The sequence below is a fragment of the Actinomycetota bacterium genome, from assembly GCA_035697485.1.
Taxonomy (GTDB): domain Bacteria; phylum Actinomycetota; class UBA4738; order UBA4738; family HRBIN12; genus JAOUEA01.
Map to the genome: position 1 here is coordinate 32907 of DASSCU010000023.1, position 24759 is coordinate 57665.

The 24759-nt window shown below is 67.9% G+C and carries 24 protein-coding genes; 14 read left to right on the top strand and 10 right to left on the bottom strand.

The annotated features are described in order from the left end of the window. The first annotated feature begins 48 nt into the window (after positions 1 to 48). From VFI59_06610 to VFI59_06635, 6 genes are all read left to right on the top strand, one after another. Positions 49 to 291, top strand: coding sequence for a hypothetical protein (locus VFI59_06610; GenBank protein ID HET6713362.1), 243 nt, complete (start codon positions 49 to 51; stop codon positions 289 to 291). A 157-nt stretch (positions 292 to 448) separates the two neighbouring features. After that, positions 449 to 1237 (top strand): hypothetical protein, encoded by a 789-nt coding sequence (locus VFI59_06615; GenBank protein ID HET6713363.1) that lies wholly within the window; start codon positions 449 to 451, stop codon positions 1235 to 1237. Beyond that, on the top strand, positions 1234 to 1608 hold the full coding sequence (locus tag VFI59_06620; GenBank protein HET6713364.1) for an antibiotic biosynthesis monooxygenase: 375 nt from the start codon (positions 1234 to 1236) through the stop codon (positions 1606 to 1608). Before VFI59_06615 ends, VFI59_06620 begins: the two co-directional genes overlap by 4 nt. Positions 1609 to 1655: 47 nt before the next feature. After that, positions 1656 to 2567, top strand: a complete 912-nt coding sequence (locus VFI59_06625; GenBank protein HET6713365.1) for an alpha/beta hydrolase — start codon at positions 1656 to 1658, stop codon at positions 2565 to 2567. After that, the gene (locus VFI59_06630; protein ID HET6713366.1) at positions 2564 to 3973 is read left to right on the top strand and encodes a wax ester/triacylglycerol synthase family O-acyltransferase; all 1410 of its coding nucleotides are present in this window, start codon (positions 2564 to 2566) and stop codon (positions 3971 to 3973) included. The genes VFI59_06625 and VFI59_06630 overlap by 4 nt, the downstream gene beginning before the upstream one ends. 10 nt (positions 3974 to 3983) lie before the next feature. Then, the gene (locus VFI59_06635) at positions 3984 to 4607 is read left to right on the top strand and encodes a phospholipid scramblase-related protein (protein ID HET6713367.1); all 624 of its coding nucleotides are present in this window, start codon (positions 3984 to 3986) and stop codon (positions 4605 to 4607) included. 83 nt (positions 4608 to 4690) lie between these two features. Here VFI59_06635 and VFI59_06640 read toward each other — a convergent pair whose 3' ends face one another. The 3 genes from VFI59_06640 to VFI59_06650 form a co-directional block, all read right to left on the bottom strand. Next, positions 4691 to 6130: a sulfatase gene (locus VFI59_06640; GenBank protein HET6713368.1), complete on the bottom strand. Its 1440-nt coding sequence runs from the start codon at positions 6128 to 6130 to the stop codon at positions 4691 to 4693. A gap of 40 nt (positions 6131 to 6170) precedes the next feature. Beyond that, positions 6171 to 8183 (bottom strand): hypothetical protein, encoded by a 2013-nt coding sequence (locus VFI59_06645; GenBank protein HET6713369.1) that lies wholly within the window; start codon positions 8181 to 8183, stop codon positions 6171 to 6173. A gap of 112 nt (positions 8184 to 8295) precedes the next feature. After that, entirely contained in the window at positions 8296 to 10086 is a 1791-nt protein-coding gene (locus tag VFI59_06650; protein HET6713370.1) for a hypothetical protein, read from the bottom strand. A 417-nt stretch (positions 10087 to 10503) separates the two neighbouring features. On the opposite strand from VFI59_06650, the gene VFI59_06655 reads away from it, so the two are divergent. The 5 genes from VFI59_06655 to VFI59_06675 are packed head-to-tail and all read left to right on the top strand — an operon-like array spanning position 10504 to position 17361. Then, entirely contained in the window at positions 10504 to 11775 is a 1272-nt protein-coding gene (locus VFI59_06655; GenBank protein HET6713371.1) for a polysaccharide pyruvyl transferase family protein, read from the top strand. Continuing rightward, on the top strand, positions 11763 to 14477 hold the full coding sequence (locus VFI59_06660) for an AMP-binding protein (GenBank protein HET6713372.1): 2715 nt from the start codon (positions 11763 to 11765) through the stop codon (positions 14475 to 14477). Before VFI59_06655 ends, VFI59_06660 begins: the two co-directional genes overlap by 13 nt. After that, positions 14474 to 15025: a hypothetical protein gene (locus tag VFI59_06665; GenBank protein HET6713373.1), complete on the top strand. Its 552-nt coding sequence runs from the start codon at positions 14474 to 14476 to the stop codon at positions 15023 to 15025. The genes VFI59_06660 and VFI59_06665 overlap by 4 nt, the downstream gene beginning before the upstream one ends. Continuing rightward, positions 15022 to 16347 (top strand): FAD-dependent oxidoreductase, encoded by a 1326-nt coding sequence (locus VFI59_06670; protein HET6713374.1) that lies wholly within the window; start codon positions 15022 to 15024, stop codon positions 16345 to 16347. The genes VFI59_06665 and VFI59_06670 overlap by 4 nt, the downstream gene beginning before the upstream one ends. A 21-nt stretch (positions 16348 to 16368) precedes the next feature. Beyond that, positions 16369 to 17361: an NAD(P)-dependent alcohol dehydrogenase gene (locus tag VFI59_06675; protein ID HET6713375.1), complete on the top strand. Its 993-nt coding sequence runs from the start codon at positions 16369 to 16371 to the stop codon at positions 17359 to 17361. Positions 17362 to 17465: 104 nt separating this feature from the next. Here the strand turns inward: VFI59_06675 and VFI59_06680 are convergent, their stop codons facing one another. Then, complete coding sequence (locus VFI59_06680) at positions 17466 to 18134, bottom strand: Type 1 glutamine amidotransferase-like domain-containing protein (GenBank protein HET6713376.1); 669 nt, start codon at positions 18132 to 18134, stop codon at positions 17466 to 17468. Between the two features lie 135 nt (positions 18135 to 18269). Between VFI59_06680 and VFI59_06685 the strand changes: the two genes are divergently transcribed. Both VFI59_06685 and VFI59_06690 read left to right on the top strand, forming a co-directional pair. After that, positions 18270 to 18683 (top strand): sigma-70 family RNA polymerase sigma factor, encoded by a 414-nt coding sequence (locus tag VFI59_06685; protein HET6713377.1) that lies wholly within the window; start codon positions 18270 to 18272, stop codon positions 18681 to 18683. Between the two features lie 472 nt (positions 18684 to 19155). Further along, positions 19156 to 19719: a dihydrofolate reductase family protein gene (locus VFI59_06690; protein HET6713378.1), complete on the top strand. Its 564-nt coding sequence runs from the start codon at positions 19156 to 19158 to the stop codon at positions 19717 to 19719. 197 nt (positions 19720 to 19916) lie between these two features. Here the strand turns inward: VFI59_06690 and VFI59_06695 are convergent, their stop codons facing one another. From VFI59_06695 to VFI59_06715, 5 genes are all read right to left on the bottom strand, one after another. Then, a complete protein-coding gene (locus VFI59_06695; protein ID HET6713379.1) occupies positions 19917 to 20042 on the bottom strand; it encodes a hypothetical protein in 126 nt (41 codons plus the stop codon). Between the two features lie 52 nt (positions 20043 to 20094). Next, positions 20095 to 21489, bottom strand: a complete 1395-nt coding sequence (locus VFI59_06700; protein ID HET6713380.1) for an endonuclease/exonuclease/phosphatase family protein — start codon at positions 21487 to 21489, stop codon at positions 20095 to 20097. A 281-nt stretch (positions 21490 to 21770) separates the two neighbouring features. Then, positions 21771 to 22121, bottom strand: coding sequence for an antibiotic biosynthesis monooxygenase (locus VFI59_06705; GenBank protein HET6713381.1), 351 nt, complete (start codon positions 22119 to 22121; stop codon positions 21771 to 21773). A 23-nt stretch (positions 22122 to 22144) separates the two neighbouring features. Beyond that, a complete protein-coding gene (locus tag VFI59_06710; GenBank protein ID HET6713382.1) occupies positions 22145 to 22744 on the bottom strand; it encodes a dihydrofolate reductase family protein in 600 nt (199 codons plus the stop codon). Between the two features lie 153 nt (positions 22745 to 22897). Beyond that, positions 22898 to 23545 carry a dihydrofolate reductase family protein gene (locus VFI59_06715; protein HET6713383.1) on the bottom strand — a complete coding sequence of 216 codons (648 nt, stop codon included), beginning with the start codon at positions 23543 to 23545 and terminating at the stop codon, positions 22898 to 22900. A gap of 247 nt (positions 23546 to 23792) precedes the next feature. Here VFI59_06715 and VFI59_06720 point away from each other — a divergent pair, with 247 nt between their 5' ends. Beyond that, entirely contained in the window at positions 23793 to 24368 is a 576-nt protein-coding gene (locus tag VFI59_06720) for a hypothetical protein (GenBank protein HET6713384.1), read from the top strand. Positions 24369 to 24416: 48 nt separating this feature from the next. Here VFI59_06720 and VFI59_06725 read toward each other — a convergent pair. After that, the coding region (locus tag VFI59_06725) for a hypothetical protein (protein HET6713385.1) at positions 24417 to 24759 on the bottom strand (343 nt) is incomplete at its 5' end.

Here is a 24759-nt window from a genome sequence, read left to right on the forward strand (position 1 = left end):
GGGTGATACCCCGATGTCGGCCTCCGGCCGGGCGGGCACGCTTCAGGCATGTCCAGGTACGTCCTTCACCACCGTCACACATCCGACGAGTGCGGCGTGGTGTTCGCCTCGTTCAAAGGCAACGAGAGCCCGCTTCGCCATCGAGCGACCCTTGCCTCGTGCCGCTCCGGCGGGCACGAGATCTGGTGGACGGTGGACGCCGAGAGCGAAGAGGTCGCGCTCAAGATGCTGCCGTTCTACGTGGCCGAGCGCACCACCATCACGCGCGTCAGCGAGGTTCAGATCCCATGAACGCCTACCGACTCCGGCGCAGCCGGTCCAGCTCGAGCAAGAACGCCGCGACACGAGCCTGGGAGGGGTGGTACCGATGACCGACAGTCGTGTTTCACCAGCGTCACCCGCGGGTGACGTCGCGGAGCGCGAGAGGGGGCCAGGAGGTCCTCCGGCGGTGCCGTCCCCGCCCGCGACCTCTGCCCGTCCCTCGGGATGGAGCCTGGGCCGCATCACGGCGCTCGTGATCGGGGCGCTGCTGGTCCTGGTCTCGATCGGGCTGCTGGGCGTCGGGGGAACCGGCCTGTGGGCCGACCTGACGCAGCGAGATCCGGCGGGGTACGTCACGACCGACGTCCACGCGTTCTCGACCTCCGGATCGGCGTTGGTGACCGATCGGGTCGAGCTCGACTCGCCGGGCGTCGGGTGGCTGTACTCCTCGGCCGTGCTCGGGGAGGTTCGGATCCGGGTCACGCCGGTGGGCTCCGACTCGCCGGTGTTCGTGGGGATCGGTCCCTCGAACGACGTCGACCGCTACCTCGCGGGGGTGGACCACACGCTGATCTCCGAGTTCTGGGGGAACGAGGTGCAGACCATCGAGGGTGGCGCGACCGCATCCGCTCCCGGAACGCAGGAGTTCTGGGTCGCCTCCGCCACGGGCCCTGGGGCCCAGACCTTGACCTGGGATCCGGCCAACGGATCGTGGACCGTCGTCGTGATGAACGCCGACGGGCGACGGGAGATCGGCGTGGGCGCGGACCTGGGAGCCACGTATCCGGCACTGCTGGGCATCGCCATCGGCTCGCTGGTGGCAGGGGGGATCTTCCTGATCGGCGGGGCGCTCCTCATCGGAGGTGCGATCCGTCGGAGCCGCGCACCCAACGGTCCCGGCTCGGGGGAGGTGATGACGAGGACGAGAGACACCGTGACCAGCCGTGATCCGAGGAGAGAGGAGGAACGACGATGAGTCGGTTCGAAGTACGAGCCCGGCTGAAGGTCCGCGACGGGCAGCTGGAGGGGTTCAAACGGCAAGCGGCCGAGATGATGCGGCAGACGAGGGAGAAGGACTCCGGAACGCTGGCCTACGACTGGTTCCTCAGCAACGACGGGACGGAGTGCGAGGTCCGCGAAGCCTATGTGGATGCGGACGCCCTGGTCGATCACGCGTTCCACGTCCGCGAGGCGCGGGACGTCATGTTCGAGCGATTCGCCTTCGACCACACGATGGCCTTCTACGGCGAGCCGTCACCTCGGCTGGTCGAGTTGGTGGACAAGATCGGGGTGAACGTCACGCACTTCACCCTCCTGCAGGCACTTGAGCCTGCAGGCGTCCACTGACCGAGGTCAGAGGGAGGAGCCAAGCAGACCATCACGGAGTCCAAGCGGTGGTCATCGGCACACGGCCCGAGGTCGCCGAGGACACGATGGCCGAGGACACGATGGCCGAGGACACGATGCGTGAGGAGGAGACGGTGGGCAGGGTAGGTTCAGTGAGCTCGGTCGGACGCGACCTCTACCACGTCGAGGTAGGCGAGGGCGTCCCGATCCTCCTGATCCACCCTTCCGGCGCGACGGCCTCGACTTGGGGCTCGGCGGTCGACGAGCTCGGCCGGATCGGGCGAGTGATCACCTACGACCGCCGGGGGTATGCCCGGACCGGCGGCGAGCCGGTCCGCACGGTCTCAACGCACACGGCCGATGCCGCCGCGCTCCTGGAGCACCTGGGGACGGCGCCCGCCGTCGTGGTCGGCACGAGCTCCGGGGCGGTGATCGCGATCGACCTCGCGGTTCGCCGTCCGGACCTGGTCCAGGCGGTCATCGAACACGAAGGCCCATGGCGGTTCACCCGTCACCTCCCGACGGGTTCGCAGGTCAGGACGTTCGCCACGATGGGATCGTTCGCCCTGCGCGGCCAGCCGAGCGACGCCGCCGAGGCGTTGTTGCGGTCCGCATACAGCTACCGCGAGGGCGGCAGCGCCTGGGACGCCTTCCCCGAGGAGTGGCGGCGGGCCGGCAGGGAGAACGCGAAGGCAACGCTGTGGGACTTCCTCTCCACGATCGGCAACCATCCGACCGCGAAGGATCTCGGGACGATCAGGGTCCCCGTCGCATGCAGCTACGGCGCACGGAGTCCCGACTTCATGGCCCGCTGTACGCGGTCGTTCGCCGCTGCCATCCCCGGGGCGAGGATGCATCGGATCGAAGGGGCCGCCCACGCAGCCCCCTTCGATGCAACGGACAACTTCGTGCAGCTGATCAGCGACACCGCACGAAGGGAATCGAGCGTGCCGTCGTGACCGAAGCGCGCCTCCTGGACCGGTTGACCGCGTCGGACCTGTTCCTGCTGATGTGGGACGACTACGGCTGGTCCACCGACATCGGCGGTCTGGCCATCCTCGACGGCAGCGGCCTGCTCGACCGCGATGGCTGCGTTCGGATCGAGGACGTCCGCCGGTTGGTCGAGCCGAGATTGCAGCAGATCCCTCGGTTCCGGCAGCTGCTTCGCCGGCCCGGGTTGGGGCTGGGCTGGCCGCTGTGGACCGATGCTCCCTCCTTCGACATCGCCGACCACATCCGGGTGCGCGCCGTGAACGCGCCCGGTGACGAAGCTCAGCTGCTGCAAGCGTGTCAGGAACTGGCACGGCGGAAGCTTGATCCGGCCAGGCCCTTATGGGAACTGTGGGTGCTCCCCGGCTTGCAGGAGCGGCGGGTGGCTGTGTACTTCAGGCTGCATCACGCCTTCGCCGACGGCGCTGCGGCGCTGGCAGCCTTCGGGGCGCTCCTGGACATGACCCCTGACGCTCCGACACCTGTCGCACCCAAGCGGACGCCGACGCCGATCCCCACGGACTCCGAGCTGCTGCGCGACAACCTGCGACGCCGCGGGCAGGAACTCGGCCGCGGATGGACAGGACTCATCCATCCAAGCAGGACGATACGCAGCGCGCGGGAGGCCTGGCCGGCGTGGCGGGAGGTCCTCGCGGAGGAGCCCGCCCCACGGACGAGTCTCAACCGACCGGTCGGAACCGCGCGACGGCTGGCGCTGATCCGCAGTCGTCTCGACCTGGCCAAGCAGATCGCTCATGCACACAACGCCAAGGTCAACGACGTGGTACTGGCCGCGGTTGCCGGCGGCCTCCGCGAGCTGCTGGCGAGCCGCGGCGAGGATGTGGAGGGTCTGGTGCAGCGCGCGATGGTGACCATCTCCCTGCGCGACGAGCATCCTTGGGAGGCTCAAGGCAACAGGCCGGGGTGGATGATGGTTCCGCTCCCGCTCGGCGAGCCCGAACCTCTCCGGCGGCTGGAACTGATCACCGCCGAGACGGCCACGCGCAAGAACGAAGCCCGCCCTGAGGCGGGCAGCGGGATCTTCAGGTTCGTCGCCGGGCAGCGCGTTTGGTACCGGCTGTTCCCGCGACAGCGGTCGGTGAATCTGGTCGTGACCAACGCCCCCGGCCCGTCGGTGCCGCTCTACCTCGCCGGCGCACGGCTGCTGGAGGTGTTCCCCATGATGCCGACGATGGGCAACCTGACGCTCGTCGTGGGCGTGCTGTCCTACGAGGACCAGCTGAACTTCACCGCGGCGGCCGACTATGACCGCTGCCCAGATGTGGAGGTGTTCGTCCAGGGCGTGCGCAGCGCTCTCGACGACCTTGCGCGATCGCTGGCTGTGCCTGCCTCTCGAGCAGGAGCCGAAACCTGAGGAGGAACCCATGTCGAGGATGTTGACCGAGGATGTGCTCGTGATCTCGCAGAAAGCGAAGCTGATCGAGACGATGAACGAGTACGAGGTGTTCGACGGCGCCGGCGCCCCGATCGGCACGATCCGCGAGCTCGAGCAATCCATGACGATGCGCGCGGTCAGGCTCTTCAGCGACATCGATCAGTTCCTGACGCACAAGCTCGGTGTGTTCGATGCCGACGGGCAGGCGGTCTGCACGCTGTTTCGGCCCGCGAAACTCATGAAGTCCACGATCACGATCGCCGACGCGGCGGGGTCCGAGCGCGGGGCGATCCTGCAGGACAACGTGATGGGCAAGAAGCACTTCACGCTCATCGACGCGAGCGGCCAGAAGATCGGGTCCATCGACGCCGAGAACTGGCGTTCGTGGGACTTCGCGATCCACGACGCGGCCGGCGCCGAGGCCGGCCGGGTCACGAAGAAGTGGAACGGGGTCTTGAAGGAGGGCTACACGACCGCCGACACGTACGTCCTGGAGATCGAGAGCGAGGTGTCCGACGACCTTCGTTTGCTCATGGTGGCGTCCGCCGCTGGGCTGGACGTCGCGCTCAAACAGGACGACACGGGGGGTTGGGGGTTCGGCGGTATCGGGTGATCGAGTCCCATCAGCTCGGGACCTCGCCCACTCGGACACCCCAGCTCCAGTGAGTGGCGCCGCGCTCACGGTTCGCTTCGTGTCTATGGGCTCGTCCAGGAGAACCGCGGTGGAGGTGGACGGCACCGCATCTTCGTCCGCGCTCGGAGCTCGTCGAGCTCTGCCCGGCGAGCCGGATCCGTCGCGATGTTCCGCAACTGGTAGGGATCACGCCGAAGGTCGTACAGCTCCTCCTCCCCGGTGTCGTAGTGGACGAACAGCCGATCCACGGTCCGAAGCGCGCAGTATGTCGGAGGGTCGGCATGGTGAGGACCGGTGCGGAACTGGAGGTGCTCGATCAAGAATTCGGTCCGGATGGCGGAAACATCGCCGCGCAGGAGCGGCACCAAGGAGCGGCCCTCGGCGCCGGGCGTCTCCATCCCCACTATCTCGCCGATCGTCGGCACGAGATCGATGTTGACCGCCAAAGCGTTGGTGGACGTGCCCCGCGTGAGGGGGTCGTAGCGGACAACCAAGGGGATCCGGATCGATTCCTCGTACGGCGTGAGCTTGTAACTCCACCGATGCTCGCCGACGGCCAGGCCGTTGTCACTCATGAACACGAGCAGGGTGTTGCGTAGGTTGCCACGATCACGCAGTGCGCGCACCGTGCGAACCACGAGGTCGTCGACGGCCTTCAGCGCCACGGCCTGCGCGTTCCACCTCTGCTCGGATCGACGATCCTGAGATCCGAGCGCCTGGATGTAGGCGGGCTTGTCGGACACGTCACGCTCGGCAACGTTCGGTCCGGGACTGAACGGGATCAAGGGCTCGGCCTCGGCGTACCGGGGCCCGGGCGTGTTCGGGTGATGAGGGGCCGCGGGCGCCAGGAACAGGAAGAGTGGATCGTCGGAGGGCATCTCGCGGATGAATCGCTCGGCGAGGCGGGCCAGCACATCCGTCGAGTAGTCGGCCGCCGCTGATCCGAATTCTCGACGCCGGCCGTTCACGCTCATGTCGTAGTCGTAATAAGGGGATGGGCCGCGGAGGAACGCTACCCAGCGGTCCCACCCGGGCGGCACGTACCATGGCTTCGCGTAGCCGTTCAGGTACTTGCCTACGAAAGCCGTCCGGTAGCCGGCATCATCGAGCCACGTGGCGAGCGTGGACCGGTCATCGAAGGCCGCGGCTCCCCCGTCGGGGGGGAAGTTCGTGTACACGCCGGTCGTGTGCGAGTACGCGCCCGTGAGGATCGAAGCGCGCGAAGGGCAGCACAAGGGGTTGACGACGAACGCCTCACGGAACGTCATGCCGTGTGCGCGCACCGTGCGCCGGAGTCCGGGCATCTCCCCGAGCGTGTCCCATCGTTGGTCGTCGGTAACGATCAGGACGATGTCGGGGCTCTGCGGTTCGGCCTCGCTGGGCTGGATGGTGGTTGTGGAGGCGGTGACGGGCACCTCGGTGCACGCCACCGAGGCGAGCCCCAGCGCAAGCCCCGCCGTTGCAGCCCACGATCTGCCGGTCTTCACTTCCTGCTTCTTCATCCGTGAGCCAACGTTGGCACGAAGCCTCGGGCGCCGTCCATCAACGTGCGTCCTCAGCCCTCGTCACGGGCTCCTCATCCCGACCTCGGCGGTCGATGAAGTGGCGGGCCGCCGCCGCGATGATTCCGACAACGGCGACCACGATGGCGAGCGTGGTCCCCCATTCACCCGTCTGGAAACCCAGATGCTCCGCCGCGAGGCCCGAAAGGACGAGCACTGACACCCCCGTCGCGGGGGCCAGACAGGCTCGCGCGATCGGATCGCTCGGACCCGTGCCCCACGCCCAGCCGATCCCCACCACGCCGACTCCGACGAGCAGGAAGAGCGCAGTCCCGATGAGTGACATGAGCGTCGGGGCAATCGGGTCGGACGGCTGGACCAGTTCGGATCTCGGGGGTGGCCCGCGAACGATCGCGAGCCAATCCGTCACCCTCCAACTCGGATGGTCCTGGACGAGCCGGTCGAACGACACATGGAACGGTCGGAGCACGATCACGAGCGGATCGCTCGAGAGCAGGGGGCGGACCCGTTCCCACAGCTCGAGCGACGTCTCGTCGAACCCGGGTACGTCGGGACGGAGCGTCGGCCTTCCCTGCAGGAGGGCGGTGGGATCGCCGAGGTATGGCGTCACATCCAGGATGAGGTCGGGTTCGAGCTCCGCCCGCAAGCGCCGCAGCATCGGGACAGAGCCGAAGTCCGCACCTGAGGTGGCTTGGTCCCCAGCCGGCCCGTCCACCACCACGAGCGCAGGCCGGTCGGCCGCGCCGATGTAACGAGCCACGGCCTGTAACTGGGCGAGCCGCTCGTTCGAGGTCGGGGCAGGCCTCGACGTCCAGACCTCGTGGGTCTGCGCGACCGACAAGACGACCAGGGCGAGGGCGAGCAGCCCGAGGACGGCGGCCGCGGCTCGAGCCAGGAGCACCGGCCCGGCGCGCCCTACCGACGAGCGCCCGACCCGGATGACCCCCTCCATCAGAGCCACCCCGAGGATCGGGATCGCGAGCGCGAACGTCAGCGCACGCTGTACTGGCACGGTTCTGCCGGCCTCGAAGAGGATGACGGCGCCAGCCGGCAGCAGGGCCCACGGCGCCAGCAACCAGAGCGATAGTCGCGAGGCTCGCCTGGCGAGGAGCGCGATAACACCGCCGACAGCCGCCACGGCCGGCGCCGGAAACCGATAGAGCGGCCGCTGTCGTTCGAAATTGTCGACGAGGCTATCCCTCGTGATCCCGAGAGAGGCTCGGGGGGTTCCAGGCGTGCCGAGGAGCGCCGCCGCTCCCACGACGAAGCCAACCGCCGTCGTCCCGAGGGTTGTGACCACGGACAGACGCCGCCATGAGGCGCCCGCCCTCCGTTCCGCGACCGAGCTTGGGATCGCCCCGAGCGATACGAGGAGCAGCAGGCCCGAGAACACCGCAGCGAACTGCCAGTGAACGGCGAACGCGGCGCCGAGCAAGAACGTCGAAGCGAAGTGCACACGACGATCCCCGGCGGCCGCAACAACGCAGGCGGCCGCGGCGAGGAGCAGCGGCATGACGAGCAGCTGCTCGAGGTAGCCGTTGGCGGCCAAGGCGACCTGCACGGACGCACCCACCCCGGCCACGTACGCGGGCAGCGCCCAGATCCGCGCCCGCATCGCTGCCCGCGCGAATCCTGCCGCGGCGAGCCCCGTCACGGCGGCCATCACGGCGGGAAGCACATACACGAGCCTTCGTGGCTCGGCGATGCCTGTGGCTTTGGCGATCGCCCCGATCACCGGAAGCCCCGGCCGATCCGCGTTCGTGTTGAGGGCCTGCGTGCGCCCATCGAACGGAGGCAGCGCGTCGAGACCACCGTCGGCGACGATCTCGATGCGCCACTCATGCTGCGCCGTGTCGCTGCCGGCCGGTGCCACCTGGGCCGGATCCCGATATCGATCGAGGAACACCCAGCCGACGAGCCCGGCGGCAGCAGCCAGCGAGGTTGCAAGCGCGATGGAAGACGCGACGACGACAAGGACGTGCGGGACCTTCTTCGTCCGACCCGGAACCTGTGGGCCGGAGCGCTCGTGCATAGCTCCGCAGTGTCGCAAATCATCAACCGACCGTCAGGCGGCCCCTCGCATCCGCCGCCACAGTCTCGTTCCTCCGGGCGGACCCTGACCGAGGGTCCAGCCCGACGTGGCGCTAGGCCCGCGGGCGGATGCGCGTGGCCGCCACCCAGCCGACCACTGCCACGATAAGGAGGGCCGAGAGGCCAACCCCTCCCCCCGGATCGGCCCCCGCGAGGGCGGCCGCGGTCCCGATCAGGACGACGACCACGATGCCGAAGGCCGGTGCGAGGGCAGCCTCGTCACCCATCGCCCTCTCTCCGCCTCGAGACGCGAGGTGCGAATACCCGCCGCCCACCACGCCGAGAAGGAGGATCGTGACGCTCGCGGCTGCCCAAGCGCTGATCGGCGACGCCGAGGCATACTCCGGCAACTCCTCCGGAGGAGGTGACGATCGCCCGGAGACGGCCAGGTCATCATCGACAAGCTCTGCACCCTCCGACAGAACCAGCTCCCACGATCGCTCATGCATGTACATCCGCGGGAACACGATCACCGCCCCGTCGCGGATCGCCGCGGACACGTCTGGCCAGGTTCTTTCCGAAATGCCATTGAGGACTTGACCCAGTTCGTCGGCGCGGGGAGGAAGCCTCTTGGGTTCGCCAGCGAGGAGGCGCTCCGGGTCGCCCACGTACATGAACAGGTGGCTGGCCCGGGGACCGTCCAGGAAGGATCGGGCGATGTTGAGACGCACCTTCCAGAGCAAGGCCCCCTGGGCCTGCCACGGCTCGAACACCATCACTACGGGAACGTCCGCAGGATGCCCTCGTGCGAAGGCCGCGACTTGCCGCGCCGGCGGTGCGCGATCGCTCCAAGGATCGGAGGCGGCCGCCCGAAACCCGGCGAGCCCAAGTAGCCCGGCCACGAGGGCCGCCCCCAGACCGAGAAGCGCCGCTCCCCCGACCGCGACAGCCCGCACGCGCCCCAACCCGCGACCGGCCAACTCCGCGATCCTTACGGCCACCAATCCGGTCACCGCCCCGAGTGGCACTGCCAACATCAGCGTCCGATGCCCCGGGAAGCCGGGTGCGACGAGCATGACGGCCACCCCTGCCAAGCATGCAACGACCCAAGCGAAGAGCAGGCGTTGTGCACTCGGGTCGCCGCGTCTCCACCCGCGCAGCGCCACGAGGAACAGTCCAGCGATGACCAGCGGCGCGACCGGGACTACCCACTCCCATGTGTTCCCGAGTCGCCGAACGAAATACCCTTGCACCAGCTCGAGGTCGCCGAGCTCTCCGAGCGATCGGCGCATGATGGCGAACACGACGAGAAGAGTGCCGACGGTGCCCAGCGTGAGCGCCGCGAGCGCGAAGACCGGTCGGAGATCGAGCGGTCGGGCTCCCGCTCCACCGTGACGAGCCCTCCCGGTCAGCGAAGCGACGACGGACAGACCGAGCCACAACGCCACGATGGCGAACCAAGCCGGAAGGATCCCGGGATGTGCCAGTCCCGCAGCGAGGAACGCCGTGGCCGCGAGGGCATATGCAGCCCACGATGAGGTCCTGCTCCGGACAACGGCGGCCATCCCCGCGGAGAAACAGACGAGCGCGGTCAGATTGGCGATGTAGCCGGTGAGGCGGCTCGTCCCACCGAACGTGGCCGCCCCGATCGCGACCGGCAGCATCGCCCACACCGGCAGCGAGAGCGCCTGGCGCAGCAGCGTGGCGACCGCGAGACCAAGTACCGCGCAGAGCGCGATCGCGATCAACGTTGGTGCGAGATCCCCGGGCACCACGCCGGATCCCTGAAGGAGCGCGCCCATCGCCAAGGTCCCGGGGCGGGGATCGATGGACTCGAGAAGCCCGGCTCGCACGGCGCGGAACTGCCAGGCGTAGCTGAACTGGTCCGCTCCGATGATGTGCACTCGGCTCCCAAACGACCAGGCGTACAGGGCAACGATCACCGTGGCTGCGGCACCGCTGGCCACTATCCCCGCGACTCCATCGGAACTCCATCGTGCGACAGGCTCGGATCCGGGCTCCATCAGGACCGCGCCGTCGGTGCTCCGTTGCTGCTCACCACGGGTTGCTGACGCCGGAGGTGTCGTGCGAGATGGACCTTCCCCACGCTGAGTGTCTCCGGCCCTCATGACCGGGGAGTCTAGGTCTCGGTGATCGGAGTGGTGATGGGACCGGTGATCATGACCCTGTTCGCGATACACCTGTGTCCCTTCGCGCCGATCAGAGCGGCAGCCACACCGAGCCCGAGAGTCCCGGGTGGGCCGGGTCCCCCAGCACGCCACACGATACGGACATCTGCCACCGTGGCGAGGGAGGGAACGATGGCCGATCCGAGGATCCTGCTGATCGGATACAACGGCGCGAACAACACCGGAGCTGAGGCGCTGCTCCTCTCCGACCTCGCAGACGTCCGCGCCGTGTTCGGACCTCGTGCGCCGATCACGATCCCGGCCCTCGAGCCGGCGAACCTCCGTCGATACGTTGGCGACGCACCAGGCGTCCGGGTCGAGCCCCTCCCCACGATCTTCCCCCTCACCGTCCGGCGGCTCGTGCGGGAACACGACTTCGTGATGCTCGTCGAGGGCAGTGCGTATATGGACACGTGGACGTCGGCGCTCCTGTGGTACTTCCTGTGGGCGACACGCTGCGCGGCCGTCCACGGGACGCCGTGCATCGCGTACGCGGTCGATGCCGGTCAACTCCGTCCGAGGAATGCGCGCTTGGTCCGGCGGCAGGCGAGCCGGACCGACCTCATCGTCACGCGCTCGGCGGCCGCCGCCGGGCGTCTCCGGTCGTGGGGCGTCGCCGCGCCGATCGAGACCACTGCCGACAACGCCTTCACGTTCCGCCCCGAAGGACGGGATCGAGGGTGGCTCCATGATGCGTGGCCCGATGCCGGCCCTTCGCCGATCGGGATCGCCGCGGTCGACCTCTTCCTGTGGCCGGTCGTGATCCGCCCGTTCGGACGACGAGCCGACCGCTACCGATGGCCTTACTCCTTCAGCCGATCAACCGCCCGCCGCCAAGCTTCCACGCGGCTCGCTGAGGGATACGCGAGGATCGCCGACCGGGTCGTGACGGAGCACGAGCGATCCGTCGCACTCATCTGCATGGAGGAGCTCGACGAGACGTTCGCGCGGGCGATCTACGAGCGGATGCGCCGACCAGACCGAGCCCGGATCTTCTCGTCCCGCGACCTGGACGCGTCGAAGATGACCGTGCTCCTGCGGAGCCTCGGTGGGCTTCTGACGTCGCGCTACCACGCCTCGATCCTCTCGATGTCAGCCGGCGTACCACAGGTGGCAATCGGACACGACCTCCGGCTCCGCACCCTGTTCGAGGAGTTGAAGCTCGATCGCTGCTTCGTCGGTCCGGGAGGCGACGGCGACCTCGCGAAGCACCCGGTCGATCTTGAGGCCATGGTGGACGCGGCGTCGGCACGTCTGGACGACGTCCTCGCTGCTCCGACCGGCGTCACGAGCGCGCTGCTCGATGGCTACGAGCGACATCTCCACGACGCCCGACGGAACCGCGAGCTGCTCCAGGCCTTCGCCGACGCGCACGGATGGGGAGCCGAGCCGTGGGCAGCGTAGTCCTGCTCACGGGCGCGACGGGGTTCGTCGGGACCGAAGTCGGCAGCCGGCTCCTCGATCGGGACGACGTCTCTCTCATCGCGTTCGTCAAGGCTGCGACCGACGACGAAGCGCGCCGTGTGGCGCTCCGCAGCTGGTACGACCGGACCGCGCTCACGGGAGCCATCGGGGGTCGCGTCGAAGTGATCGCCGGCGACCTGACGCAACCGCTGCTCGGCCTCGACCCGGACGCGTACGCGACACTCGTTCGCCGGCTCACCCACGTCGTGCACGCGGCCGCGAACGTTCGCTTCGACGCATCGCTCGACGACCTGCGCTCCACGAACGTGGTCGGGACCGCGAACGTCCTGGCGCTCGCCCGCGCGGCTCACGCCGATCACGGGCTCGAGCGTCTCCTGCACATCTCGACCGCTTACGTCGCGGGCCGCCGGACGGGCGAGATCGGGGAGGACGACCTCAGCGACGGGTCCGGCTTCGAGAACGACTACGAGCGGACGAAGTTCGAGGCGGAACGGCTCGCCCGCGATGCGATGGCGGGTCTTCCGATCACCGTCGCACGTCCCGCCATGATCGTCGGCGATTCACGGACCGGTGAGATCGCGACGTTCAACACGTTCTACGTGCTGCTCCGCCGGTACCTCACGCGGCGTACCTATGCCATGCCCGTCAGCCCCCGCCTGCGGGTGAACGTCGTGCCGGTTGACTACGTCGCCGATGCGATCGTGCAACTGCTGATGGATCCTCGCGCCGAGGGACGCACCGTCCATCTCACTGCCCCGTGGTCGTCGCTCCCGACGGCAGCCGAAGTGCTCCGTGAAGTCCGGGGGTGGGCGCGAGTCGAGCTCGGCCTCCGGCTCCCTCGGCCGATCCTCGTGCCCCTGCCCGGAGTGCCCTGGCCCCGACGTGGCGGTGATCGGCTCGACATCCTGTTGCCGTACCTGCGCGAGCGTCGCACGTTCCGACGCGACCACGCCGATCGGCTGATCGGACCGTATGAGCTGCGCTGGCAGACATACCTCCCGAACCTGATCCGCTACGCGGTCGGCCGTGGCTTCCTCCACCGTTCCGGACGGACGGTCCACGAGCAAGCGATGTACCGGCTGCGGAGTCGGCGGCTGCCGGTGCGATACGTCGACATCGTCGACGGGCAGGCGCATCCGCGGTCGGCGGAGGGCGTGCGCACCGACGTGCTGGCGTCGGCGAACGCGCTTCGCGGGATCGGCATCGGCGCCGGCACGCGGGTCGCGATCGTCGGACCGAACGGGACGCGGTACCTGACACTCGAGCTGGCGCTCGGCCTCCTCGGCGCGATCACCGTTCCGCTCTACGCCACGACGCCGTCCGACGAGATCGACGCGATCCTGCGATCGAGCGGCGCGGAGGCGCTGATCGTCGGATCGCCTCGGATCCTCGAGAACCTTGGGCCGGTCGCGTCATCCCTGCCGACCGTGTCGTTCTGCCGCGGGGTACCTCCAGAAGGAGTTCTCGACTGGGGCGACCTGGTCGCCAACCGCGCCGAGGCGCCTGAGATCGAGCGGGCGCCCGTCGGGCTCGCGGACGTCGCAACGCTCCGCTACACGTCGGGGACCACCGGTTTCCCGAAAGGTGTCACGTTCACCCATGGGCAACTGCGATGGATGGCCGAGTCGATCGCGTCGCTCGTGCCGTGGCGTGCGCGCACGAGGCCGGTTTCCTACGTGTCGTTCCTCCCGATGAACCACGTTGTCGAGGGGATCCTGGGGACGTACGGGCCTTATTCGATGCCGGCTCCCGTCGAGGTCGCGTTCGTCGAAGACATCCAGGACGTGCCGGACGCCCTCCGCTCGGTTCATCCGACGGTGTTCTTCTCTGTCCCGCGGCTCTACGAGAAGGTGTGGGCACGCGTCGAGGCGAGCGCGGTGGGCCGGCGCTTCCTGGCATCGCGCGACGGGCCGGCGAAGCGCGCCCTGGGCTCGGCGGTCCGCCGGACCGTGCTGAGGCGCGCTGGCCTCGGGCGCTGCGCGCAGCTGATCGTCGGGTCGGCCCCGATACCGGACGGTCTCCTCACGAGATTCCACGAGATCGGCGTCGAGGTGCACGACGCATACGGTCTCACCGAGGCACCCCTGCTCACGCTGAATCGGTCGGGGCGCAACCGGATCGGCACGGTCGGCGAGCCGCTTCCAGGGACCACCGTGCGCATCGCGGAGGACGGCGAGATCCTGGCGAGGGGTCCCCAGGTGACGATCGGCTACGCAGACCAAGGCGCGACGCAGCCGTTCCGCGATGGTTGGCTCACGACCGGCGACCTCGGGCACATGGAAGACGGCTACCTCGTGATCGACGGCCGCAAGAAGGAGTTGCTGAAGACCTCCTACGGGAAGTACCTGAACCCGGCGAAGATCGAGGCGCGGCTCCGAAGCATCCCCGGAGTGACGAACGCCATGGTCATGGGCGAGGCTCGACGCTTCTGTACGGCGCTGCTGTGGGTCGAAGGGACGCCAACGGACGCACGGCGTGACGTCGTCGCGGAAGCGATCACCGAGATCAACCGTTCCCTGTCCCACCCGGAACAGGTGAAGCGTTGGGCGGTGCTCGCCGACGACCTCTCGATCGGCGCCGGCGACCTGACGCCGAACCTCAAGCTCAAGCGCGAGCGGATCGTCGCGCGTCATGCGGACGTGATCGACGGGCTCTACGAGCGGGAGGAGGTCCGCGTATGAGCCTCCGGACCCGGGCGCTCCCCGATCGGATCCCAGAACCTGTGAGGCGCTGGGCGCTGCGCGCGCTCTTCCGAGCGACGGTGGATGCGTTCGGCGCGCCGATGCCGGATCTTCGTGGATGCTCGGCCGACGCGATCCTCAGCGCCTACGCGACGTGCACCGACGTGCTCGCTGGGAGCCTGCTCCTCGATCCCGAGCGCCGGCCGCTCGTCGAGCGATGCCTCCGATCGAACATGGAGCGGCTCGGCCGCCGTGTCCGAGTCGCGCTCGGCGTCCGGACAACTGCAGATGCGCTCGATGTCGCGCACCGGCTCTACGGGCTGATCGGGATAGACCTGACCGGCGACGACCGAGGGCAGGTCGTCGTCACCCGATGCTCGTTCGCGACGCGCTACTCGCCGGACGTGTGTCGCGTGATGTCGGCTTCTGACGCGGGACTGTTGGCCGGGTTGACGGACGGTGGCCGGCTCACCTTCTCCGAGCGCATCACGACGGGTTCACCGGTATGCCTCGCGACGCTCAGTATCGGTGGGGAAGGTTCGCGGTGAAGACAGCGATCGTCGTCGGGAGCGGGGCCGGGGGGGCCACGGTTGCGAAGGAGTTGCAGGGCGCGTTCGACGTCACGGTGCTCGAAGCTGGTCGACCGTACCGTCGATGCGAGCTCGACAGACGCTCGATCGCTCGACTCGCTCGGAGCCGGCTCCTGGTGGATCCCCGGCTTCTCAGGGTTGCGTACCCAGCGATGCGGGTCGGCCGCACCGCCGACATGCTCGTCGTTCACGGCAGCGGGACCGGGGGGACGACCACCGTGGCGACCGGCAACGGGATCCGAGCCGACGACGACCTCCGCGCGCTCGGCATCGACCTGGACGAGGAATTCGCCCAGATCGCAGCCGAGATCCCCGTGTCGGTCGAACACCGGCGCCGATGGCACCCGACGACCAGGCGGCTGTTCGCCGCCGCCGAGGACCTCGGCCTCGCCCCGCAGCCGACACCGAAGATGGGACGCGCCGAAGGTTGTCACCACTGCGGACGCTGCGTCTTGGGGTGTCCGTACGGGATCAAGTGGGATGCACGGCGCTCTCTCGACGTCGCCGTCGCTCACGGAGCGCGGGTGCGGACGGGCACCCGGGTAGACCGGGTCGTGACCGAGGGAGGACGCGCCGTCGGCGTCTTGACGACCGGGCCTATGAGCCGTCGGTCGCTCAGGGCCGATCTCGTCGTCCTCGCGGCCGGCGGCCTCGGCACGCCGGCGATCCTCGAGCGCTCGGGGGTCCGATGCGAACCGACGCTCTCGGTCGACCCCGTGCTCACAGTCGCGGCGCGAGTGCCGTCGGCTTGGCAGTGCAACGAGATCGAGATGCCGTTCGTCGTGCGTCGTGACCGCTACATCCTGTCGCCTTACTTCGACTGGTTGAGCTTCGCCCTCGACCCACGCTGGCGATACCCGCCGCAGGACATCGTCGGCGTGATGGTGAAGATCGCCGACGAGGGAGGCGGCCGAGTCGAGGAGCGCCGCGTGCGTACCCATCTGACGTCGGTCGATCGGTTGCGACTGGAAGAAGGTGCGGCGCTCGCCCGCGAGCTTCTGGCGGGCACCGGGGTCGATCCGGAGTCGACGTTCGAGGGCATCCTGAACGGTGGGCACCCCGGCGGAACGCTGCCCCTCACCCACGCCACCGCACTGACACTGCACGACGAGCGCCTGCCGGAGAACCTCTACGTGGCCGACGCGACGCTCTTTCCGCGATCGTTGGGCCTGCCGCCGATCCTCACGATCGTCGCGCTCGCGACCCGCGTGGCACGGGCCGCCGCGAATGCCTGTCTGCCAGCGCACGACCTGAAGTCCGCGAGCGAGATCGGTGTGTGAACGCGAAGGGGGTCGATGACGATGAAGGCGTGGGTGTACGAAAGGTACGGGTCGCCCGACGTGCTCAGGTTCGAGGAGGTCGAGACACCGACGCCGGCCGGTGATGAGGTGGCGGTGCGCGTTCAAGCCTGTGGGCTCAACGCGGCCGACTGGCACGTGATGCGGGCCGACCCGTTCCTGGTTCGGCTCAGGTTCGGGCTCCGGCGGCCTCGCCACCCGATGATCGCCGGCTGCGACATCTCGGGCGTGGTCGAGTCGGTCGGCGAGCGCGTCACGCGGTTCTCTTCGGGCGACCACGTCTTCGCGGAGGTGGGGTTCACCGGGGGCCTCGCCGAGCTCGTCACGGTCCGAGCCGACCACATCGCGATGATGCCGACCAACTGCACGTTCGAGCAGGCCGCCGCGGTGCCCGTGTCGGGCGGCACGGCGCTCCAGGCGATCCGCGATGCCGGCCAGGTCGGGCCCGGAACGACCGTGCTCCTGATCGGAGCATCGGGCGGCGTCGGCACCTTCGCCCTGCAGATCGCCCGAGCCCTCGGCGGAGCGGTCACCGCGGTGTGCGGTCCGGCGGCCCTCGAGCTCGTCCGCTCCCTCGGCGCCGTCGAGGTGATCGACTACACCGCCGAGAAGTACGTTGACGCCGGCCGGACCTACGACGTCGTCGTGAACAACGGGGGCACCCACTCGCTGCATTCTCTCCGCCGCACTCTCACCCCCAGGGGCACCCTTGCGGCCGTGGGTGGCTCACAACACGGCGGCCTGTTCGGCCCCGGCGCGGTCGCGATGCGCGGCAAGATCGTCGCGCCGTTCGTGTCGCAGCGGCTCGTGGCCGTCGAAGGTGAGAACGACGAGGCCACCCTCGCGACCCTCGCGGCGATGATCGAGGCGGGCGACGTTACCCCGGTGATCGATCGTGTCTACCCGCTCGGGGAGGCACCCGACGCGCTCCGATACGTCGAAAACGGACACCCGAAGGGCAAGGTCGTCGTGACGGTCGGCGAGGAGCGGATCTGAGGCGGACGGGGCGGGGCTCATCGTGCATCTCGAGTACCGATCGGCTGGCACATCGACATAGGACATCTCTCCGGGTCGACCCCTCACAGGTAAGCGTCGTCGTGTCAGGGGGCGAACTGCTTCCAGTGCCCCTCGGAGACGACTTCGACGGCGTCGTCGGTCACTTTGATGGCGGTCTGATCGTCGATCGCATAGCACGGCACCGGCATGCCGGCGGCCCATCGTTCGGCATCGGCCATGGTGTTCTCCGGCAGGTCCTCGTGATCCAGGTGCGGAAACATCGAGAAACCAACCAGTCCCAGCGTTTCATCGCCACCCGTGGGCGGCTTCCAGCCGACGAAGTCCTCCCCGATGCTGGGGGCCATCACCATACTCCCGGCGCTCAGGCCCACGTAGACCGTCTCGCGCAACGACGGCAAGAGGTCCGCCAGCCCGGACTGACGCATCCAGTAGCACAGATACAGGGGATCGCCGCCATTCACCAGCAGGGCGTCGGTCTCCTCGACCACGGTGACCCAATGCTCTCCATCGAGGCTGGGCAGCGCCGTGAGCTCCAGCACGCCCAACGATCTCCAGCCGAGTTCGCACATGGGGGTCCTGGGCTCTCGCCCGGCGATGAAGTTCCATGCCCGGCCAGCACCACCCGGGTTGGCGTACGTCGCGGTCGGGATGCAGAGAGCGTTGGACTCGGCGATCGGTTTGCCCAGGAGATCGACCAGCGCGTCGTGGATGCTCGTGTTCTTGATGCCAGCGGACGTGAGCAGAAACCTCAAGATGCCTCCCCTGGTCGTTATCTCTCGCCCAAGACGAGTCGCTTAGGGTGAGATACGCAACACGCCGACCGACCAGCTTCGCAACACTTTCGGGTCCTCGTACGTCCTGGTGATGTGGGTGCGAAAAGGACGACGATGGTCGCCGACATGGGAGCCGAGCAGTGGCGTGCAAGCCGGCTGGCGGAGGTCTACGTGCGGTCGGCCCCGGCCGGGTACCGGCTCGCCTACCTGCTGACGGGCGACCGGGCGCTCGCCGAGGATCTCGTCCAGGAGACGTTCCTTCGGTTCGTCGGTCGCCTGCACCACCTGCGAGACCCCGAGGCGTTCGACGCCTACCTCCGCCGGACGATCGTCAACTTGTCGAAGGACGTCTTCCGCCGCCGTGCGATCGGGCGGTCCTACCTCCAGCGGCGGACCGCCGAGGTCCGCGAAGGCCACATCGACCGAGACGTCGCCGCGTACGAATCGATGCGCACGGCGCTGCTCTCGCTCCCGCCACGGCAGCGCGCTGCGATCGCTCTCCGCTACTACGAGGATCTCCACGAGTAGAAGCTGGGAGTTCGAGGCATCAAGCCTCAGTGACGAGAACACACCGTCGTCCTTCGTCGGTCGGTCGGTCCCTCGGTCGGTGGGGTGCCCACAGTAGACCAGAGGCCGTTCGTCCGGCCACGATCATCACCCGACCACCTGACTGACGACGCAGGTTGATCGAAGAACGTGATGTTCAACACGTCCACGCGATAGCGTGATCATCGTCGAGTTCAGCCAACCGCACCCATGCGCCGAGCAGTGAATCAGCGAATGAGGTCGAGGGCTGCGGGATGATCCGTTCAGGGTGTACAAGAAGGGATGCCTTCTCATGGATCTCGCACCGACGTTCTGATGCTCAACGAGAGTTCGGGACCTACTCTGCACGTCAGACGTACTGCCCATGAAGCCGACCGCTAGAGGATGACTCGCGTGGCGGCCGAAGAGGCGCCGGAACGGATCACGGGAACATCCGAGCTTCTGGAGGAACAGGGTGAGCGATACGAGCACTGGAAAGGTGGTCGTGAACAGGTCGATGTCGCTTGATGGCTTCATCGCCGGTCCCGGCCACACGATGGACTGGGGCGCCGGTCGCCCTCTCGCCGACTTCGTGGCACCGGACGATCTCCAGGAGATCGCGGCCGCTACCGGCGCCATGCTCATCGGCCGGCGGACCCACGAGGTGGGCAAGAGGATGGAGGCCGACGAGCCAGGGAGCGTCGACTACCCCTCTTCCGGACCCTTCTTCGTCCTGACGCACGAGCCGCCGGACCCGCCGGACCCTGGGGTCACGTTCCTCAGCGGCGATATCGGGGAAGCGGTCGCCACGGCACTGGACGCTGCGGGCGGGAAGAACCTGGAGATCCTCGGCGCCGACGTGGCCGGCCAGTGCCTGGGGCGGGGGCTCGTCGACGAGATCTTGGTGTATGTGATGCCGGTGCTGCTCGGCGACGGCATTCGCTTCTCCCCCCCGAGCCTCCCCAGGATCGACCTGGAACCGGTCAGTAGCTCGCGGTCGCGAGACGTCACCATCCTCCGGTTCCACGTCCGCAAGTAGTACCGGCGCTGCATCCCCTCTCGCTGTTCCGCGCCGCTCGGTCGTAGGTGGGTGGTGGAGGGGAACGGGTGTGGTGATGTCGAAGTCCCCTGACCACGGGAAACGATACCCTCTCCCGATGTCGCAGCTGACGAGACGACGTGCTCGGCGCCTTCATGAGAGGCGCACGAACCCGTGGGAGGATCCTCTGGTTTGAGTTAGACGGTGCGAGGTCGCCACGGCTCGTGCTCGTGCTCGTGCCAGACCAGCTCGGGGTCGAGCGCGCGCACCCGCAGCTGGCATTCGGTGTGCGGCTCATCGAGTTCGCCGAACCAAACCGCCACGTCGCCGCCGATGACGATCGGACGCTCGCCCTAGGGCCGAGCGTCGCCATCGCTACTCGGTGACGGTGATGTCCGTAAAGCCGGCTGACTTGTACTGATCGGTGAGTAGGTAGTGGATGCGGTAATCACCGGGCGGCAGCGGCCACGGTCCTCCCTGGGAATCCTCGTCGAAGGTCATCTCGCCGAAGACCTGCGGCGGCAGTGCCCCCGACTCGTGTCCGCCGGTGTACGCCCAGATGAGGTAGTCATCGACCTTGGGGTCTGCGGCTGAGGCCTCGTAGAAGCCGATCCAATCCCAACGGTTGGCCGGACCGTCGTCCCACGTCACCGTGATCGGTTCTCCGGTCGTGTAGGTGTCCTTGTCCGTGGAGAGCGCGATGTCGTCCCGGAGCGATCGCACCCAGAAGGCGTTCCGGGCGATCTCGCTCCCCCCGGTATCGAGCATCACGACCTCGTATCCACCCGGCTCGAGGGTTGTCGTCGCCAACGCCACCTCCCTCGGCGGTTCCGCGGTGGTGGTCTGGATCGGCCCGGACAGTGAAGCACCCTCCGGGATGATCGCGAGGTCGACCTGATCGTGACCGGGCGCGTTCGCGTAGGCCGTGAGCTGTTGGCCCTCTGTGAGCAGACGCCGAGTGAGCGAGAGCGTGGTCGGCAGGGCGACCGGTGTGAGCTCGAATGTCGACAGCACGGCCCGGTGGTCGGAGGTCCAGGGCTTGAACGCACGATCCACGTCGGCTCCGCCCTGTTCACCCAGGAGTTGGGAGTCCAGGGTGGTGACCGGGCCGCCAGCGAAGACGTAGTCGATGCGGTCGCCGAAGCCACCCTTGCGGAAGTCGGGGTTGTCCTTGGTGATGCCGGGCACGGCCACGGGGTCCGGGTAGACCGCTCGATAGGTATCGTAGAGGCCCGCCTCGACCAGGGCCTCCGTCGTCGGCCAGGGGATCGGTCGGTCGATGCCTTCGCGGGTGCCCACCGTCGCCTCGGTGTAGTCCTCGTGCGATGGCGTGTTGAAGTCACCGGTCAGGAACACCGGATAGCCCTCCGAGGCCAGCCGCTCCATATCGGGGATCAGGATCTGCATCGAGGCCGTGCGGACCTCCCTCTCCGAGGCCATCACGTCCGCGAGCGGCATCCCGTCGAGGAGCTGATGCGGCCCGTACTTCACGTAGTCCAGGTGGGTGTTGAAGAAGGCGACCACGAAGCCCGGCTGAACCTCGATGTAGGCGTAGAGGCCGTCGGCTCCTGATGGTTCGTGGATCGGATACTTCGAGAGGATCTGCAGACCCACGTTGTAGTAGGGATATCCGGTCTCGCGAGCGATCGCAGGGAGCCGGTTGTAGGACTCGAGGACGCCGATGATGTCGGCGTCCACCTCGCGGATCACCTCGTCCGTCGTCTCGTCACCGCCGTACTCGATGTTGTAAACGAGGACGTCGAGCTGCACCGGCTGCCCCAGAGTGGACCCGCTGCTCGTGGCCCGTGGTGAGGAGTCCTTCGCGACCGGTTCATCGGAGCCGGTACATGCGGCCGCCAGCAACAGCAGCGTAAGGAAGGCAGTTGTGAATCGATCTCGAGTGCGCGCGCCCGGCCCGACCACGGGGGCACCCTAACGAGATTGCCATCAGCGGAGCAAGTCAGCGTCGGGGAGCGGTCGCGGGGCTCGAGGCGCACGCATCATCGCTCAGCGGGGCCTCAGTACCCCGAGGCTTGGCGCCCGAGCGGTGGCTACATCGACTGGTAGGGCATGAAGAGAACCGGGACGTCACTGTCGGCCAGCCTTGCTCTCAGCTCTGCGCTCGGCTCACCGAGGAGTTCGCCGTGAACCACGGAGACCGTCGTAAGGACCTCCGCCGAGGGGTCGGCCAGGTTCTCGGCGTGCTCGAGGGCCGCCTCGGAGTCCCTGTACCGCTCGATGATGACGCACTCGGATTGATCCTCGTTGAGGTAGGTGTCGAACTGCAGCGTTCCGGTGTCCTTGGTCCGCACGATCTCCATCGCCCGAGCGGACAAGCGCTTGTACTCGTCGAGCTTGCCTTCGTGGAACTTGAATCGCGCGATACCCAAGAGCTCAGCCACGGGGTCCTCCGATCTTGGCGCGTTCAGTCGTCGGGCGCGTCTGTGCCAGGCGGACCGGCCAGGACGCGAGGAACGTACTCGAGCAACTGGATGCGACCATCGAACGTCCGGCTGGTGATCATGTCGAGTGCGACATCCGGGTACCCGTCGTAGATCCAGTCGCTCCCGGTGCTTCCCGTGATGACCGGGAACACGACCACGCGGAAGCGGTCCACGAGGCCGGCTTCGAGCAAGGAGCGGCACCGGGTGAGGCTGCCCATCGTGCGCATCGAGCTGGCGTCCTCCTTGTCCTTCAGTTCCCGCACGACCTGAACAGCGTCTCGAGGGATGAGTTGCGTGTTCGTCCACGTCAGGGGCTCCTCCAACGTGCGCGAGAAGACGATCTTCGACATCGCGGCGAGCGCATCCGTACCCGGCTCGCCCTCGGCTGCGAACCCGGACATGAGGCGGTAGGTGTTCGCGCCCATCAAGACCGTGTAGCCGGCTTCCGGCTGCTTGCCCAACCACGCCAGGTACTCCGGACCCTGCAAACCCCACCAGCCCGGCCAACCCTCAGCGGCTCCGTAGCCATCGAGTGAGGTGATGAAGTCCACGAGTAGTTCCGGCGTCTTCGTTCCGTCCACTTGGGTGTCGCGCTCCTCCATAGCGCCGAGTCCCTTCTGGTCAGCTCGATTGCTCGGCTCGCGACCGCACCTTTCCCCGGAAGCGTGGGCCCCAACCGGCTCGACGGTTCTTGCCCGTCGTGTGACCACTGGATGTGCGTGGGAGGTGGTGGCTTAGACGCCCGCGCGGGTGAACGTCATGTGTGTGACCCCGCTGGGCGAGGAGGTGGCCTCGACCTGGTAGTCCTTCTCGACGCCCTCCAGTCCGTCCCAGAGCCGAACGCCGCGGCCGAGAAGGATGGGGACGACGACGGTGTGCATGTGATCCACGAGCCCCGCATCGAGGAAGTCGCGGATCACGGTGGCGCCTCCACCGATGCGCAGGTCCTGTCCGCCCGCAGCCTCCCGAGCGGTCTCGAGCGCTTCGGCGGGTGACGCGTCGAGGAAGTGGAACGTCGTGCCGCCCTCCATCTCGATCGGCGGACGAGTGTGATGGGTGAGGACGAAGACCGGTGTGTGGAACGGTGGGTTGGGACCCCACCAGCCCTTCCACTCCCGGTCCTCGTGCCATCCTGGGTAGCCGAACTTCCCGGCACCCATGATCTCGGCGCCGATCCCGGGGTTGTGCAGCCGCGCGAAGGCGTCGTCGAGGCCGCGGGTGCCGCCGGGCTCGCCGACCATCTCGTGCCAATACCGGGTCGTGAACATCCATTCGTGCAGTCGTTCGCCGGCGTGGCCGAACGGTGCGTCGTGGCTCTGAGGTTCGCCGGTCCCGAAACCGTCGAGGGAGATGGAGAAGTTGTGGACGCGGACGATCGACATGGTTGCTGCTCCTTCGGATCCAGGGTTCACGTTTCCACCGGGTTGAGTTCGCATCGTAGACGCCCATGAAACTCACCGCTGTGGACGACACCGAGCGCCAGGGTCGTGCACCGCCCAGCGGGACCTGCGCCCGGCCCCTGGCGGATACTCACCGTTCACTGATCCGGTTACGGCGCCGTCCGTCAGCGGGTCATGGATGCCCGACGCCGCGCTTGACGCGATGCCTCGTCGCCCAGACCATCAGGATATGAGTCCTGGGAAGTTGTACTTCTGCTTCGGGGTCGGGTTCGGCAACTTCAGCACGGGGCGCGAGTGGCGGATGGCCGACTTGGTGAAGATGATCGGAGACAAGGACCCGGAACGCTTGGATGTGATCGCGTGGTACGGCTCGACCGGCAACGTGGCCGTCAAGGGGGAACGACCTACGGACGTGCTGTCGTTGCTCCGGGATGTGAGCGGCCGGGACTGGGCGGTGGTGGACCGATCCAGGGTCTTGCGAGGTCTGGAGGCCCTGAACGGATGGGACCCTCGAGATCGCAGGCCGCGAACTCGCTGGACCGGAGGGCTCGCGTTCGCCGTGTCCGGAGACCGAGGAGGGGCGGTGGAAGACACCGAACGGGCCAAGCTGCGCCGGCTAGAGAGCGGCATGGTGGCCGTTTACAAGAACGACGCCGTGACCGTCGCGGGTCACCTGGATCGGAGTCAGCGTCGCGGTGGGTGGGGAGCGATCAGCCTAGATGTGTCCCGCCAGGTCGAGGGCGTCTGGACGGCCCGAAGCAGACGCACCATCGAGGGACTGCTGGATCGCGTCGAGAGGAGCTAAGGACTCCTCCCACGATCCGGGTCGTCGAAGGGCGGGCACAAGCCCCCTTCATGTCGCCCGGGGCAAGTAGCTGCGCTCGCAGTCGCAATCGGGCTCGCCACAAGGCACTCCTCCGAACCCGTCGTAGTGTCCGTGCCCGCATTCGGGACATCTCGCCCACTGAACTTGCCGGTGCTGGCCCGCAGCGTTCGCGAGCTTCCGAACATGCTCCGCAGTCCATGATCCCTCGCCCGTTAGCATCCCCCCGCTAACCACTACGGCATTCGCACGCTCATCCTCGTTGATGAACCTCGCGGGATCGCCGGCGACCATCGTTAAACCGGCTTCCGCGAACTCGACGAGCGCTCTGGCAAGGCTCTCAGCTTGCCTTGGGTCGTAGACGACCAGCACA